14 protein-coding genes and 1 pseudogene are annotated in these 14,590 nt (G+C 42.9%); 7 read left to right on the top strand and 8 right to left on the bottom strand.

From position 1 onward, the window contains the following. Window positions 1-175 precede the first annotated feature (175 nt). Window positions 176-1,567, bottom strand: coding sequence for an amino acid permease (locus LCY76_RS16630; RefSeq protein WP_248254705.1), 1,392 nt, complete (start codon window positions 1,565-1,567; stop codon window positions 176-178). 204 nt (window positions 1,568-1,771) lie between these two features. Between LCY76_RS16630 and LCY76_RS16625 the strand changes: the two genes are divergently transcribed. Then, on the top strand, window positions 1,772-2,959 hold the full coding sequence (locus tag LCY76_RS16625; RefSeq protein WP_248253547.1) for a putative glycoside hydrolase: 1,188 nt from the start codon (window positions 1,772-1,774) through the stop codon (window positions 2,957-2,959). Between the two features lie 43 nt (window positions 2,960-3,002). Here the strand turns inward: LCY76_RS16625 and LCY76_RS24050 are convergent, their stop codons facing one another. The 3 genes from LCY76_RS24050 to LCY76_RS16610 all read right to left on the bottom strand — a co-directional run bounded on the left by LCY76_RS24050 (window position 3,003) and on the right by LCY76_RS16610 (window position 4,802). Continuing rightward, a complete protein-coding gene (locus tag LCY76_RS24050; RefSeq protein ID WP_336606283.1) occupies window positions 3,003-3,551 on the bottom strand; it encodes a CGNR zinc finger domain-containing protein in 549 nt (182 codons plus the stop codon). Window positions 3,552-3,566: 15 nt separating this feature from the next. Further along, window positions 3,567-3,968, bottom strand: a complete 402-nt coding sequence (locus LCY76_RS16615; protein ID WP_248253545.1) for a DUF1259 domain-containing protein — start codon at window positions 3,966-3,968, stop codon at window positions 3,567-3,569. A 75-nt stretch (window positions 3,969-4,043) separates the two neighbouring features. After that, window positions 4,044-4,802 carry an SDR family NAD(P)-dependent oxidoreductase gene (locus LCY76_RS16610; RefSeq protein WP_248253544.1) on the bottom strand — a complete coding sequence of 253 codons (759 nt, stop codon included), beginning with the start codon at window positions 4,800-4,802 and terminating at the stop codon, window positions 4,044-4,046. A 168-nt stretch (window positions 4,803-4,970) separates the two neighbouring features. Here LCY76_RS16610 and LCY76_RS16605 point away from each other — a divergent pair, with 168 nt between their 5' ends. Next, on the top strand, window positions 4,971-6,818 hold the full coding sequence (locus tag LCY76_RS16605; RefSeq protein WP_248254704.1) for a terpene cyclase/mutase family protein: 1,848 nt from the start codon (window positions 4,971-4,973) through the stop codon (window positions 6,816-6,818). Window positions 6,819-6,835: 17 nt separating this feature from the next. On the opposite strand, the gene LCY76_RS16600 is transcribed toward LCY76_RS16605, so the two are convergent. After that, a complete protein-coding gene (locus tag LCY76_RS16600; RefSeq protein ID WP_248253543.1) occupies window positions 6,836-7,501 on the bottom strand; it encodes a haloacid dehalogenase type II in 666 nt (221 codons plus the stop codon). Window positions 7,502-8,093: 592 nt separating this feature from the next. On the opposite strand from LCY76_RS16600, the pseudogene LCY76_RS16595 reads away from it, so the two are divergent. Further along, window positions 8,094-8,371 (top strand): annotated as a pseudogene (locus LCY76_RS16595) (YciI family protein); the annotation flags it as partial. Window positions 8,372-8,500: 129 nt separating this feature from the next. Further along, on the top strand, window positions 8,501-8,884 hold the full coding sequence (locus LCY76_RS16590; RefSeq protein ID WP_248253542.1) for a YciI family protein: 384 nt from the start codon (window positions 8,501-8,503) through the stop codon (window positions 8,882-8,884). A gap of 357 nt (window positions 8,885-9,241) precedes the next feature. Here LCY76_RS16590 and LCY76_RS16585 read toward each other — a convergent pair whose 3' ends face one another. Both LCY76_RS16585 and LCY76_RS16580 read right to left on the bottom strand, forming a co-directional pair. Continuing rightward, on the bottom strand, window positions 9,242-9,538 hold the full coding sequence (locus LCY76_RS16585) for a hypothetical protein (RefSeq protein ID WP_248253541.1): 297 nt from the start codon (window positions 9,536-9,538) through the stop codon (window positions 9,242-9,244). A 321-nt stretch (window positions 9,539-9,859) separates the two neighbouring features. Continuing rightward, window positions 9,860-10,078, bottom strand: coding sequence for a hypothetical protein (locus LCY76_RS16580; RefSeq protein WP_053357450.1), 219 nt, complete (start codon window positions 10,076-10,078; stop codon window positions 9,860-9,862). A 19-nt stretch (window positions 10,079-10,097) separates the two neighbouring features. Here LCY76_RS16580 and LCY76_RS16575 point away from each other — a divergent pair, with 19 nt between their 5' ends. From LCY76_RS16575 to LCY76_RS16565, 3 genes are all read left to right on the top strand, one after another. Then, window positions 10,098-10,820: a hypothetical protein gene (locus tag LCY76_RS16575; RefSeq protein ID WP_248253540.1), complete on the top strand. Its 723-nt coding sequence runs from the start codon at window positions 10,098-10,100 to the stop codon at window positions 10,818-10,820. 572 nt (window positions 10,821-11,392) lie between these two features. Next, entirely contained in the window at window positions 11,393-12,313 is a 921-nt protein-coding gene (locus LCY76_RS16570) for a dihydrodipicolinate synthase family protein (RefSeq protein ID WP_248253539.1), read from the top strand. Window positions 12,314-12,595: 282 nt separating this feature from the next. Further along, entirely contained in the window at window positions 12,596-13,852 is a 1,257-nt protein-coding gene (locus LCY76_RS16565) for a YeeE/YedE family protein (RefSeq protein ID WP_248253538.1), read from the top strand. A 205-nt stretch (window positions 13,853-14,057) separates the two neighbouring features. On the opposite strand, the gene LCY76_RS16560 is transcribed toward LCY76_RS16565, so the two are convergent. After that, window positions 14,058-14,555: a DinB family protein gene (locus LCY76_RS16560; RefSeq protein WP_248253537.1), complete on the bottom strand. Its 498-nt coding sequence runs from the start codon at window positions 14,553-14,555 to the stop codon at window positions 14,058-14,060. Window positions 14,556-14,590: the final 35 nt, after the last annotated feature.

Raw genomic sequence — 14,590 nt, 5'->3', positions numbered from 1 at the left:
CGCTATTCCATTAAATGACAAGCTCTTCCAGCAATTTGATATTACCGAAGAACGATGAACATTTTCTTTTTTATTATATCACGTTGGGCAAGTGTTTCAAATACATTGTGAGTTTAACAGAAACCTTGTTATATAGAAGCAGCTTCCTTCCTCTTTTTTCTGTGATATTTTAAAACTAACGAACGCTTTTTTCAGTGTTTCTTTTTGTAATCATGTAAGCGATGATCAAAATCACAAACCAGACAGGTGTAATGAGCAGGGCGATACGTGTATCTGCCGCAAAACCAAGCACAACGATCATAAAAGCGAAGAATGCCAGTACGATCCAGTTAATCACCGGCGAAAGCGGCATTTTAAATGCACTCTTTTTCGCGTCCTCAGGCTTTAGTTTCCGGAAGCGGAGATGAGCGACCAGGATGATTCCCCATACCCAGATGAAGCAGATGGTCGCGATGCTTGTCACCAGCGTGAACACTTCCTCCGGCAATAAATAATTGAGCAAAACGCCAAACGAAAGGAAAAATGTTGAAACGATAAGAGCGGGTGCCGGAACTTGCTTTTTGTTTAGCAATCCAAGCTTTTTAGGTGCTTTTCCTTCATTCGACAGTGTGTAAAGCATTCGTCCCGTACTGAACAGGCCACTGTTGCAAGACGACATTGCGGAAGTGAGGACGACGAAATTGATGATGCCCGATGCTGCCGGAATACCGATCAACTTAAAGACCGAAACGAACGGGCTTGTGTCTGGATCGATTTTATCCCATGGATAAATTGACATGAGGACGATCAGTGACCCGATATAAAAGAGAAGAATCCGTGCTGGGATGTTGTTGATGGCACTTGGCAAGGTTTTATCTGGATCCTGTGCTTCACCGGCTGTTACGCCGACAAGCTCCACTCCTGCGAATGCGAAGAGTGCCATTTGAAAGGCAAGAACAAAGCCTGATGAACCGTTCGGGAAAAATCCGCCATGATTTACGAGATTGGATAATGAAGCCTGAGTGCCATGGCTTTCATAGCCCATGACGATCAGCACGATTCCAATACCAATGAGCGCAATAATGGTAATGATTTTAATAAGAGCGAACCAGAATTCAATCTCCCCGAACGCTTTAACCGCCGACATATTAATGAGCAGCAAAACAAGTACAGCGGCCAGTGCCGTCAGCCATTGAGGAATACTCGGAAACCAGTATTTCACATACAATCCGACTGCTGTAATTTCGGCCATTCCTGTTACGATCCAGCAGAACCAGTACGTCCACCCCGTGATAAAACCTGCCCACGGCCCGATGAACGATTCGGCAAAGTGAGTGAACGAGCCGGATGTCGGGCTGTACATGAGCATTTCACCCAAGGCACGCATCATAAAAAACAGCATAACTCCAATAAGTGCGTAATTCAGCATGATGGACGGCCCCGCCAGGTGAATCGATTTTCCCGCGCCTAAAAAAAGACCGGTTCCAATCGCTCCGCCGATGGCGATCAGCTGGATATGCCGATTTTTCAACCCACGCTGCAAATCTTCTTCTTTCTTCAACTCCTGCACCAACCTTTCCTGCGACATATATGGCAAGTTAACTTCTGCGAGTTATTTACTTATTTCCCTTTAGTATGACCAAATAAAACCAGTTGGTAATCAGTTCTCTCTTTCTTCTATTAAAAGATTGTTAAAAAAACAGAGAAAGCGCTTAAACTCTCTAAAAGAGGGTATTAACACTGCGAACCATAGAACATAGTTAGATGCTACATCAGGGGAGGGAAGCACCAGATGAAGAGAGCGTTCGGAAGCATTTCGTTAACCTGTCTGCTTGTAGTTGGCGGACTGGCTGGATGCGGGACCGCAGAAAAGACGTCGGGAAGCGCAACGAATGAAACGAAAGCAAAAGACCAGCCGGTAAAGAAAGAAGAAGCAGCAAAGGAAAGGAAAGTTCCTGTTAAAAAACCGAAAGATGTGAAAGTAAAGGGAGTCTACATGTCAGGAGCATCCGCCGGAAATAATGAAAAGTTTAATGAATTGGTCAAGCTGGTGGATGATACAGAACTCAATGCACTCGTGGTAGATGTAAAAGAAGATGACGGGAAGATTACATACGATTCAAAGGTGCCTGCCGTTAATCAATACGGCTCAGATCAGCACCCGAAAATCAGCAATATCTCTCAGCGGATGAAAGTGCTGAAGAACAAAGACATATATACAATTGCCAGGATCGTTACCTTTAAGGATCCTTATATGGCTAAGAAAAAACCAGAGTATGCCATGAAGAAGAAAAGCGGTGGCTTGTATTACAACGACGGCATTCCCTGGGTTGATCCGTATAATGAAGAATATTGGTCCTATGTGACCTCCGTTGCGAAAGAAGCTGCAAAGCAAGGGTTTGATGAGATTCAGTTCGACTATGTCCGATTCCCCGACAACGGGGCGCAGGTGGATCGTGAAGTGAAGTTTGATAACCCGGATAAAAAGTCTAAAGAGCAAAACATTCACGACTTCCTTCTTTATGCGAAAAAGGATCTGAAGCCATACGGCGTCAAAGTATCAGCCGATGTGTTCGGTGTGTCCACAAGCCAAAAAGACGATTCCGGCATCGGCCAGCAGTGGGAGTCAGTTACTCCGACAGTCGATGTGATCAGCCCAATGACGTACCCGTCCCATTACGGACCAGGGGTGTACGGCATAAGTGTTCCGGATGCCAAGCCGTATGAACTGATCAAGAAGGCTCTCCAGTATGCTGTCGACCGGGACAAGGTGCTCGAAAAACAAAAGAAACCGGTCGGTGAAATCCGTCCGTGGTACCAGGATTTCACTGCCACCTGGGTGGACGGCCATATTGAATACGGGCCACAGCAGGTGAGGGATCAGATTCGGGCTGGGCAGGAGCTTGGTGTGGATGAGTACTTGCTCTGGAATCCGAAGAATAAGTATACAGAAGAGGCGTTTAAAAAAGTAAAGCAGTAGATGGAAAAAGATCATGGATTTTGTCCATGGGCTGTATTTACGTTTATTTTTGGCTGGTCTTCCTCTTATAATGACGCCTTGCCTTTTCCGGGTTGCCGCAATCGTCCATGGAGCACCAGCGGCGGCTGCGGTTTCGGGTTGTATCGATAAAAATCCAGCCGCATGTGCCGCCCTCGCACATCTTTACCTTCTTAAGTTCCTTCGACATAAGGAGATCAACAGCCGACTTTATGACAGGCCAAAGCATTCCATCCAATTCATCAGCCTGGCCTTTGAAGGCAAAGGTGAATTCGTTTTGTTCACAGTATTCTATGATCATAAAATCATTGGCCCTATCTAATGCTGCATTTATCAAGCCTAAATCTGCAGGGTTAAACGGCTTACTTTGTACTGCAGAGGATAATATACGATAAAGTGCCTCTTTAAATTCAATAACTTGTTCAAGTGTACGCCGAGCCTTCTCAGGGTGCTCAGCTGCAAGCTTTAATTGAGATCCCATCTGATTTTCCGCTGTCAAGGCCCCGGCTTCCCATCCCCATAATGCCAGTCTTTCGTAAGTAGAAAAGCCCCTTGATCTCCCAAGGGGCTTAATAACTTAGTTAGTGTATCATGAGACATTAATTTTTAGAGCTCTGAATGCTTCTGACATTTTATGAGCAAACGTTAAGGGAGATTCAACAGATTGAAAATGAAGATAAAGGATGCTCGGTTTTGTATACATCCAATGATTATGAAGTGCGCTTATAATGATTTTATTTTTAACAAGAATACTTGTAAACAAAGGTACTTCTTCTTCTAATAGAACGATTTCCCCCAGGTTGAGTGCCTTTCCTTCCTGATCCACAGATTCAAACGTCAGACCAGCATGAAGTTCGCCGCGGCTCGGACGTCCTTGAATGGTTACGTGCAGGTTGCGCTGAAACTCTACCGAGCATACCCCATGTTCAACCTTGGGAGTTCCATTCAATATTTGGGCGTATTGCTGACACAACTGGCCAAAAGAGGGCATGAGAGACCTTCCTTTTTCCATTAAAATATGAAGGAACCGTTAACTGGGTGCATGAATCAAAAGGGAATGAAGAAGTTATATACCAAACGTTTTCCCGCCGTTCACGGATAGTGATTGTCCGGTGATGAACTTGGCTTCATGAGAGGCCAAGAATACAGCCGCGTTTCCGATATCAAGTGGTTCTCCCATACGGCCGAGGGGAACTCCCTTTTGATAGTCACTTGGATCGATCCCTTCATGCCGCTCCACTGGTATAAAGCCGGGGTTCAGCAGGTTCACCGTGATTCCAAAACGTCCGAGTTCATTCGCCCAAGATCGGGTCATCCCAAGCTGAGCGGATTTCGCAGTTACATAGTTTGCAAAGTTTGCGTTCCCTAATTGGATGACCTCACTTCCAATGTTAATGATTCGGCCTTCTCCTTTTTCTTTCATCCCCGGCAAGACCGCCTTCGTTAATAACAGAGGAGCTTTCACAAAAAAGTTCAGCTGATCCAAATAGTCATCCCATGTGCTTTCTTCAAGTGAGAGCTCTGGCTGCGGGCCGGTAGCGTTGTTTACCAAAATATCAATTGTCTCGCCCGTTATCTCTTCGCTTTCTTTAACTAGGTGATTTAGGGATTCTTCATTTGTTACGTCGCCTTGAACAGCAAATGCTTTTCCTCCGCTGGATTGAATGAAGTCGACGGTTTGGAGGGCAGTTTCCCGGCTGTGTGCATAATTGACGATGACGGTTGCTCCTGATTGTGCCAAGGCTGCGCTGATATGTCTGCCAAGGCCTTTTGATCCTCCGGTTACGAGTGCAATTTTGCTATGTAAGTTATTGATTAGTATCACTCCCTCATTGATGACCTATTTTATGCATGCAAAATAATAGAGTGTAAATAGTATATCAATCTTTTAATCTTAGAAAAAATTTGGCATTAAAGATATCAGTCACCGGTACCCTTTTACACACATACATTATAGGCAGAAAGCAACTGCCAAGGGGACTTAACCGGAGTGATGGATGCCATGTACAGACTTGCTGAGGTAAATAGGGAAATTGAAAGCCGCAGTTCCCGCCTTCTTGAGCTGCAGGAACAGGATGGATCATGGAGGTTTTGCTTCGAAAATGCTTTAATGACTGACGCCTACATGATTATTTTATTACGGACTCTGGGATGGGAAGACGAAAAACTGATTCTGCGGCTCGTTCAACGATTGTTGTCCAAGCAGGAAACGAATGGAGTGTGGAAGGCCTATCCTGATGAGGAAAAGGGAAATCTGACGGCGACAGCAGAAGCGTATACCGCTCTCCTCTTTTCAGGGTACGTGTCAAATGAGATAAACCGTCTAAAGCAAGCCGCCAGTTTTATTAGAAATCAGGGCGGTTTAAAAAAAGTAAGTTTGATGACAAAAGTCTTTTTTGCATTTAACGGCCTGTACCCCTGGCCGAAACATACAGTTGATCCTGCAAGGATTTTTCGAATAATGGAGAAAGCTAACTTAAACTTTTATGATATCAGCAGCTATGCCAGGGCACATTTTGCCCCCGTTTTGTTGGGTATGTCACAAAAGTTCCAATTACGAAGCGGCAGCACGCCGTGTCTGAAACATTTGTATACAAAAATGGAAGATGGCTTATGGGAAGAGACACAGGTTACTCGTAGAAAGGCTTCGTATTCTTATCAAACTGCCTTTCTGGAAAACTATATTTTAAAGCATATTGAAGCCGACGGTACATTGCTTAACTATGCAAGTACCAGCTTTCTTATGGTGTATGGGCTTATCTCAATCGGCTATAAGAAGGATTCACCAATTATAAAACAAGCCGTTCATGGCCTTATTTCCTTGTTATGCTATAACGGTCAGACCTTTCATATCCAAAATTCTCCCTCCACTATATGGGACACCTCTCTGATAAACTATGCTTTATTGTCTTCCGGGGTTGCCTCTACACATCCCAGTCTAAAAAGAAGCCTTCAGTTCCTCCTGAAGAATCAGCATTCAAGCTATGGTGATTGGAAGTATCATAATCCGGATGCATCTCCAGGCGGATGGGGTTTCAGTGAAGGCAATACCCGCCATCCTGATGTAGATGACACACAGGCTGCCCTTCGAACAATAAACCGATACCAAAGAATAAACAAGAACCTAAATCATGCCTATAAAAGAGGAAGAGACTGGCTGTTATCCATGCAGAATAAGGATGGAGGGTGGGGGGCTTTTGAGAAGGACACCAATAAAAAATGGCTGCGGATTTTGCCTGTTGAAAACGCGGAAGATGCCCTTACGGATCCTTCCACTGCTGATCTCACAGGACGCACCCTCGAATTTTTTGGTAACTATGACGGTTTGCTGCTGCCGTCTCCTCGGATTAAAGCAGCAGTGCAATGGTTAAAAAGAAATCAGGAAAATGACGGTTCCTGGTACGGCCGCTGGGGAATTAGTTACATTTACGGAACCTGGGCAAGTGTGACAGGATTGATGGCAGCGGGCTTTTGTAAGCAAGACCGCACCATTCAAAAGGCAATAGGATGGCTGACAGAAATTCAGCATTCCGACGGTGGCTGGGGAGAATCATGCAGAAGTGATATCGAAAAGAAATATATTTCCCTTTCATACAGCACCATAACCCAGACAGCCTGGGCACTTGATGCCTTGATCACTGCTTGTCCCACACCGAACAGCACCATAAAAAGAGGCATTGATTATTTATTAAACCGTGGAAATTATAATATTCAAAGCCTGACCTACCCAACAGGCGCTGGGTTGCCAGGAAGCTTTTATATCTATTACCATAGCTATAATCATGTCTGGCCACTTCTTGCTCTATGCCATTACAGGGAAAAATACAGGGAGAAGCCATGACGGCTTCTCCCTCTTTATTATTTCCACTTAAGAATTCCATTAAGATCAGAATATATGGTATCAGGAGCAAGGTTCAATTCCTCAATGGGCAGCTCGTTTCGATTGATCCATGCCGTACGAAATCCAAAGTTTTTTGCTCCGGAAATGTCCCAGCCGTTGGAAGACATGAATAATACTTCTTCTCTTTTGACATTCAATGTTTTTAGCGCATGATCATACGAAGCGGGTGTGGGTTTATACTGTTTCACTTCATCCACACTGATGATGGCGTCAAAGAGAGGGGAGAGCCCGGACTGTTGGATTAAGGGATCAAGCATATCATGGGAACCATTCGAGAAGACGGCCAATGTTTTATCTTTTAGCTGCACAAGTACACGTTCTACTTCAGGATAATGAGTTAATTGCAAGTAAGCTTCAATCAATGCCTTTTCTTTTTCCTCGCCCCATTCTTCTTCACTGGCTTTAATGGCATATTTTAAGGCATCCTTTGTAATCGTTAAGAACGTCTCATAATTGCCCATAAGCTGTCGTAAATTAGAATACTCAATTTGTTTCGTTCTCCAGACCTGACTGATTTTTTCTCCTTTTCCAGGATAGAATTCCTCGCATTTTTCCTTCACAGAATGGACATCAAATAATGTTCCATACGCATCAAAAACAAAAGCTTTGATTTCCGTGCTCATCTTTTATCTGCCCCCATAAGTAAATACTCTCTTTTCTATGTTCCTCTCTTTACGTATTTTCAATCACAAATGTAAATAAAAAAGTCCTTTTTTCCTTGTAGGTTCAGGAAATACTTGATTAAGTTTATTGAGATCTTCTTCAGTAAACTCAATCATTGCCGCTTCGGCATTTGCTATAACATGTTCTTTTTGAACCGTTTTTGGAATCGCTATGATGTTGCTTAAACGGATGGTCCAGGCAAGAGCGATTTGTTAGGGGGGACATTGCATTTGTTAGCAATATCATGAATTGTTGGATCGCTTAACTATGACCGGGCAAGCTTTGAATATCGTGCAAGTAAAAAAAGAAGGCGCTTTACTTCAATAAGAAGTAAAGCTTTTTTTTGTAACTAAAGGGGTTTATGAAGAATTGAAACTTAAATGACTTTCTTTTCAATGAGATAAAAATAGATATCGCTGCACTAACTCAAAAGGTGTTGTCCACTTTTTATTGAATAATTTAACGATAGTAATGAATGTCTAAAATATTTTATAAAAAATATTTTTTCATGTCGATTTTGTAATTCCTCGTTCGTTGTAAGGAGGCTATGTGAAATATAACGAGGAATTGGTGTAAGCAGGTGTTCTGTTAGCCGCTGAAGGGCTTCATCCAAGCTCAAACGGAATTCGAATCTCGTACCCTGAACCTGGCAGGAACCAAGAGTAATAGATGGACCATTTACAGAATCAAAGGAGATGATTGCTGGTTTTACTCTCATAGAGGTTAAATCTAGAGAAAAAGCAATAGAATGGGCGATGCGAATGCCAGATCCACATGGATTTTACCCGCAACGCACCCGAGCTGGAGCCTCTGAAGGTATGGAGGAATAACACGCAAAACCGATGAAAAAAGTCTAGAAAAACAATTTGTGATGTGTCCATTTTACTGTATGCCGATCGTCGACTTAAAACAAACAGCAAAATGTAAGCCAATATCAATGATATAAAGGAGATGTTAAAATGATATATCTATGTTTAGGTTACTTCAATCAAGAAAAAATGGATGCCCGTCCCAAGGCGGAGATTGAGGCTGTCATGAGCGAATGTCAGCCCCACCTCAAGGAATTCTACAAAAGCGGTCAAGTGATGATGGATGCTGGGCTCGACTTAGAAACCAAATGCTTGCGCCGGGAGAACGGGAAGGTAATGGTTACGGACGGTCCTTTTGTAGAGACCAAAGAGCTGATCGGCAGTACGTTCCTCATTGAAGCAAAGGACATGGAGGATGCGATTCGGATAGCCTTACTACATCCGACCACGCAAGTCAGAGCTGGTGAGCAGTTTGGTTGGGGCATTGAGATCCGTCCTATCCATTATTTCGAACAGAGGGAACAGAACGTCTAGTTATACTCTCATGCTACCAGGAGTAAGAAAAGCAAAATAAAACAACTATAAAAAGGCATTATAATGCCTTTTTATAGTTTGTACGGGCTTTGTTCTGGCTCATAAAAGCTATATAGCCTTATTCACTTGGATCCACTTCGTCCCAAGACATCGTTGTTACTTCTGTATAATTGCCGCTTTCAATTTCTTCTGTGTAGCCTCTTGGTCTAATTCTTCTGCATCATTCATGCCTGGAGCGACCGATGGCTTTTGTTCGTGGTCTTTCTTCATGGTTCATACCCCTTTTCATAGTTAGTTTGTCTATCATGCATAATCAAAGTTTTCCCAGTGGTAGGGAATTAATGCGCTTTTTCTCAACTAAACGGCTTTCTCGTTCTTCGTTACTTTACTATTTAGGCTAAATAGAGCCGCCGCAATAATTGCAGCAATTACGACTGATGCGGCCCCGATCCAACTGACTGATAGCACTGATGAGTTTCTTAAAGCAATTCCCCCAACCCCAGCGGCGGCTGCTATGCCTAACTGTATGCAGGAACCATACAGGCTAAGTAGAATTTCTGAAGCTTCTGGAGCGAGCCAGACCGGGTTATACTGCAGACTTGGGCCAGACGACCATGCCGAGAAGGACCAAAGCATAAGTAACGGAATGGTCACAAAGGGTGATCTGGCGATAGTGGATAGTAACACAAGAGCGATAACATGGACGCTATTCTTGTTTCTATCATAATTGGCTACTCTTTACTATTAAATGTACGTTTGTCCTCTATCATTCAACCATACATAGGATTATGAAATTAATATAATATAGAAGATTTAAAAAAAGGTGGTAAAATTATGAAAAAAAAGTCATCGTTTTCATAAAGACGAAAGTTCCAGTTCCTCTAGCTCCTCTAAGTGCAAAAAAGAGAGTTCCTCCAGCTCCTCGAATAGAAGAGTTAAAAAGAAGGGTGTTAAAATTATAAAAAAATGCCATATTCATAAAGATGAAAGTTCCAGTTCCTCCAGCTCCTCCAGCTCTTCTAAGTGCAAAAAAGAGAGTTCCTCCAGCTCCTCGAAGTGTAAAAAGGAATGCAGAAAGTGTAAAGAAGTCCTTGGATTTGCTTCGTTCAGTGCTCCTACTTTTGAGGGTACGACTTTTAATCCCGGAGAACTGATCCCGTTAAACAATGAAGTAATTGCAGAATGTATTGACATTTCTCCACTTGGCGGACTCGTGATCAAAAAATCTGGAACCTACGGAATCACGTTTAATGTGAATTTAGCAGGCAGTGGACAAACTACGCCAGCAGTTTTTGAAATCTATGCTAACGCTCGATTAATCGCTTCCGTTACCGTTTACCCTTTCGCTACTTTGGCTAAAGTGGCTAAAATCGTTTGTTTAGAGAAAAACGAAGTTCTCCAAGTGAAAGCAGCTACCACGATTACACTCTATGACGCTAACTTAACTGCGGCGAGGTTGGATTCTCATAAAGATGAAAGCTCCAGCTCCAGTTCATTTAAGTGCAAACACGAGAGCTCCTCCAGCTCCTCTACGTGTAAAAAGGAATGCAGAAAGTGTCATGAAGTCCTTGGATATGCTTCGTTCAGTGCTACTAATGGAAGATTATTTGACCCCGATGAATTTATACCATTAAACAATGAAGTGATTGCAGAGTGTACTGACATTTCTCCAATTGGCGGACTCGCGATCAAAAAATCTGGAACCTATGGAATCACGTTTAATGCGAATTTACAGAGCGGTACAAATGCAACTTTCGAAATCTTCGCTAACGCTCGATTGATCGCTTCCGTTACCGTTCTCCCTAACACCACTTTGGCTAAAGTGGGTAAAATCGTTTGTTTAGAGGAAAACGAAGTTCTCCAAGTGAAAAATGCAACTGCTACACAAATTAATCTCTTTGACGCTAACTTAACTGCGGCAAAGCTGGACGACTAGTATAGACACAACCGTAATGAAGTAAACAAGGACATTAAAAAAAGCCTAAGCAGTTTTTATAAGACGATCTCTGTATTCAACAGAGGTCATTTTTTTTTATAATCTATTGGCATATAATTCTAACTTTTCAGAAAAGATGTTATGATATATTCAGAGAATAGAAACCTTGTTTGATATTATAAAACCCTTTAGGTAGAAAGGAGGTTTATATAGCTCAAATCTGCTTTAATACTATTTATCAATTTTTAAGGCTCTTTTCTAAAAGATTGTTGCTTTGGGAACATTTTTTAAAGAATCTTCATTGACAAGTTGATTGGAGTGCAAGGTGTGAGACTCCTCGAAAATGAATTTCACATTTTCTTCGTGCGATATACCGCTGCCGAAGCCTTCCTTGTCCTGCGGGAGCAGCGGGACAGGTGAGACCAACAGGCGCCATACGCCGAAAGTAGGCGCTGGCGCCGGTAAGGCTCACCGGACGCCCCGCGGAAAGCGAGCAGCCTGAAACGGAAATCAACCACTCCTAAGAGCAACAAAGGTTACGAAAACAGCCATTTTAAAAAAGGAGAGATCATATGTCAGCAAAATTTCAAGGTGTTATTCCACCGATTCCAACCATATTACATAAAGATGGACGACTAGATGAAAAGGGTATGGGAAATCTGATTGATTTCTTAATTGAATCCAAAGTAGATGGGCTGTTCTTTTTAGGGACAGGTGGTGAATTCAGCCAGATGACGGCTGAATTAAGAAAAGCTGTAACTGAATTTGCCATTCAGTATGTTAACGGCCGAGTCCCCGTTCTCATTGGAACCGGTACTCCAAGCACACTAGAAACCATCTCATTAAGTATGCATGCAAAAGAGGCTGGAGCAGACGGTATTGTTGTCATTAACCCTTATTATTGGCAACTTACAGAGGAGAATCTTTTTCAACATTATGCCGATATTGCTGAAGCGATTGATCTGCCCATTCTGCTCTACAATTTCCCTGGACTAACAGGACAAGATTTATCACCAGAATTTGTACTTAAGCTTGTGAAAGCGCATCCGAATATCGCGGGTATTAAAGAAACGGTTGAATCAGTGGGGCATACCAGGGAAATGATCTTAACGGTGAAGTCCTTTAAAGAAGATTTTGCGGTTCTCTCTGGATACGATGATCACTTATTAAATACATTATCTGTTGGCGGGGACGGTGCCATCCCGTTAACGGCCAATTTTATCCCAGAGCTTACTGTTGGCCTCTATCAATCTTTTAAGGAAGGAAACTACGGGAAAGCCATTGAATTACACAAAAAGTTAGCGCCATTTCCCCTTTTATACAAACTCGATTCTCCTTTTGTGAATGTAGCGAAAGAAGCCATACGGATGCGGGGAATCGAGATCTCTACCGATGTATTGGCACCTGCACGTCCATTAAGTGCTGAAAAGAAGGAACAAATACAGCGATGTATGGATACAGTATTGAATCAAGCCATACCTTTGTCAAACTAAACCATTGTAATTGTCGTAGTTTAATTAGGCTAGGATAGCAATTGATGGACGAGTCAAACAAATGCTTGTTTCCGCCTGCCAAAATCTTTTTTTTACTACCGTTAGGAATGTTCAAATCAACCTGAATTTAGTCAGCTAGTCCTCTTTTTAAAGGGGGCTCTGGCTTTTTTAATATTCTCTAAAAATTAACACAAGCAAAATGGTTCCCCTTTTTCAATATAAGTTGTAGTATACAGAGAAAGAATATTTCCGACTAGTTTTATTGGATTAAGGGGTGATTTGATGGGGTTAACTTCTTCTAATACGTCACAAAATAAAGAAAGAAAGCCGACTGGTGAAGGGAAAAGCACGGGGGCGGTTCAGGCTTACTGGGTTGTGTTTGCAGGCTTGTTAACAGTTATATTGAGCTATGCAAGCATCCAGGCTGGAGGTTTAAAACAAGGAATGCTCTTGTGGCTCGGCCTTTTGCTTGGATTTACACTCTTTCACGCAAGGTTTGGTTTTACATCTGCATTTAGACGGTTTATGGCAGTAGGGAACGGTGAAGCCATTCGTGCGCATATGCTGATGCTGGCAGTTGCCAGTACGTTGTTTGCGATTATATTTGCGGCTGACGTTACCTTATTTGGCGGAAGTCCGGTTGGAAACGTCTCTCCAGTCGGGGTAAGCTTAATTGTGGGTGCTTTTATTTTCGGCATCGGAATGCAGCTTGGCAACGGTTGTGCATCTGGCACATTGTATGCTGTAGGCGGTGGCCGTTCTGAAATGTTTCTCACATTAATTGCATTTATTGTCGGCTCTGTTTTTGGAGCATACCACTTCGATTTTTGGATGAATCTCCCTGCATTTAAGCCTTTTTCCTTGGCGACAAGCACAGGTCTTGGCTGGTTTGGAGGCTGGGGGATTCAAATGATTATCCTAGGGGGCATAACTTGGCTGACATTTAAAGTTGAAAAGAAACGCCGTCCTCCAAAAATGGCTCCGATTCCAGGTGCAAAAGGCTGGACCCGTGTCATCCGCGGCTCTTGGCCCATATTAACTGCGGCTGTCGTCCTGGCAGTGCTTAATGCCGCAACTTTACTTGTAAAAGGAAGTCCGTGGGGTATTACTTCCGCTTTTGCCCTATGGGGATCCAAAGCCGCACAGGCAATGGGAGTCGACGTTACCCAATGGGGTTACTGGGCCGGTGAAAAAGCAGCGCCTCTCAATCAATCTGTTTTTATGGATGGAACCAGTGTAATGGACTTTGGCCTTATTGTTGGGGCACTGGCTGCTTCTACGCTTGGAGGTGTATTCCTTCTAAAGAAAGTGCCTCTTCGTACAGCAGCCGCGGCGATCATCGGCGGACTGCTCATGGGGTATGGAGCACGCCTTGCTTTTGGATGTAATATTGGAGCGTATTTCAGTGGTATCGCATCCTTTAGCCTGCATGGCTATGTTTGGGCGATTATGGCGATGCTTGGAACCTTTTTTGCTTTGTATATCCGTCCGTTATTCGGGTTATCCGTTCCGAAATCAACTGATAAATTCTGTTCTTAATAAGAAAGCGAAGCCGCAAGTTAGCGGCTTCGTTTTTTTATACTTTAGGAAGTTTAACTTTGTTAAAGGATTAAGTGTTGCAGTTGTTTTGCTGATTGATTATCAAGGGCTTTAATGGTTTGTGAATGGTGGAGACCAGCGGGATCGAACCGCTATTTAGAACCAGAGAAAATTTCCTTTAAAACATTTTTTCATCATGACGATCTCAGCTCTTTTGAGCATTCATTGCTTCCCATTCTTCTTTGCTAGGGCCATATACGCCAGGAACTTTCAAGTCAGCTTGTCTCATTAAGACAGTCAATTGTCCGCGATGATGAGCCTGATGCTGAATGAGCAGACGGAAAACAGCCTGAACAGGCATGTCCATACCAAATAAATTCACCATTTCGTTCATTTTTTCTTCTGAAACCTGTTCAGAAAACTCTTGTGTTAACCGCTCACTTACTGTTTTGTATGTCTCACTGATTTCTGCAGCTGATTTGGGTGTCTCTTTTTGAAGATCAGGAGTCTCAAATATTAATCCAACCTGTGAAGGAAAGTAGTAAGCTGCTCCAGTAATGTGCCAAGCGAGGCTTCCAATGCTGTATAATCCTCGAGAAACCTCCTGATTCAACGATTCATCCGTCAGCACATCCAGCACTTTCTGGGTAACAGCTGCTTCTTGTTTCCATTCGTTTAAGAAATCATTTACTGATGTAAACATTTCATTCCCTCCGTAAATTAGCAAATTTTTAAATT

This window comes from Fictibacillus marinisediminis (genome assembly GCF_023149135.1).
Lineage (GTDB): Bacteria > Bacillota > Bacilli > Bacillales > Fictibacillaceae > Fictibacillus_C > Fictibacillus_C marinisediminis.
The sequence above is the reverse complement of the archived record's forward strand: the minus strand, read 5'-3'. Positions and strand labels throughout refer to the sequence as shown.